Origin of the sequence: Shewanella sp. SG41-4 (assembly GCF_014164505.1) — a bacterium.
GTDB lineage: Bacteria > Pseudomonadota > Gammaproteobacteria > Enterobacterales > Shewanellaceae > Shewanella.
Genome location: NZ_JACJFI010000760.1, coordinates 1 through 398 on the forward strand (window position 1 = coordinate 1; position 398 = coordinate 398).

The following is a 398-nucleotide window of genomic DNA, read 5'->3' on the forward strand; positions in this document are numbered from 1 at the left end:
CATCCTTGCCGCTTTATGGCTTTACCGTTAGTTGTTAGGAAGACGACTAGCATTACAGTTCAGGCGTTATTGGGTCCCCAGACTCTATTATCCGATAACGTCATTTTTATTAAGGTGTTTAAGCTTTCACCATTGACGGTGCTACTTTCGTCATTGGTGGCACTAAACCCCAAAACCGTTTTGGCAAGGATGTTTGACCGTGTTAACAACTCGCCCCCCAGTAGGTTGATAGCACAGCAACAAACATTCTAATAATAAGCGCAAAATATCTTGCATCCTTGCCGCTTTATGGCTTTACCGTTAGTTGTTAGGAAGACGACTAGCATTACAGTTCAGGCGTTATTGGGTCCCCAGACTCTATTATCCGATAACGTCATTTTTATTAAGGTGTTTAAGCT

1 protein-coding gene is annotated in these 398 nt (G+C 42.5%); it reads left to right on the forward strand.

Annotated features, from left to right (window positions below):
• On the forward strand, nucleotides 1–252 hold a 252-nt coding region (locus H5202_RS24120), incomplete at its 5' end, for a hypothetical protein (RefSeq protein WP_220494001.1).
• Nucleotides 253–398: the final 146 nt, after the last annotated feature.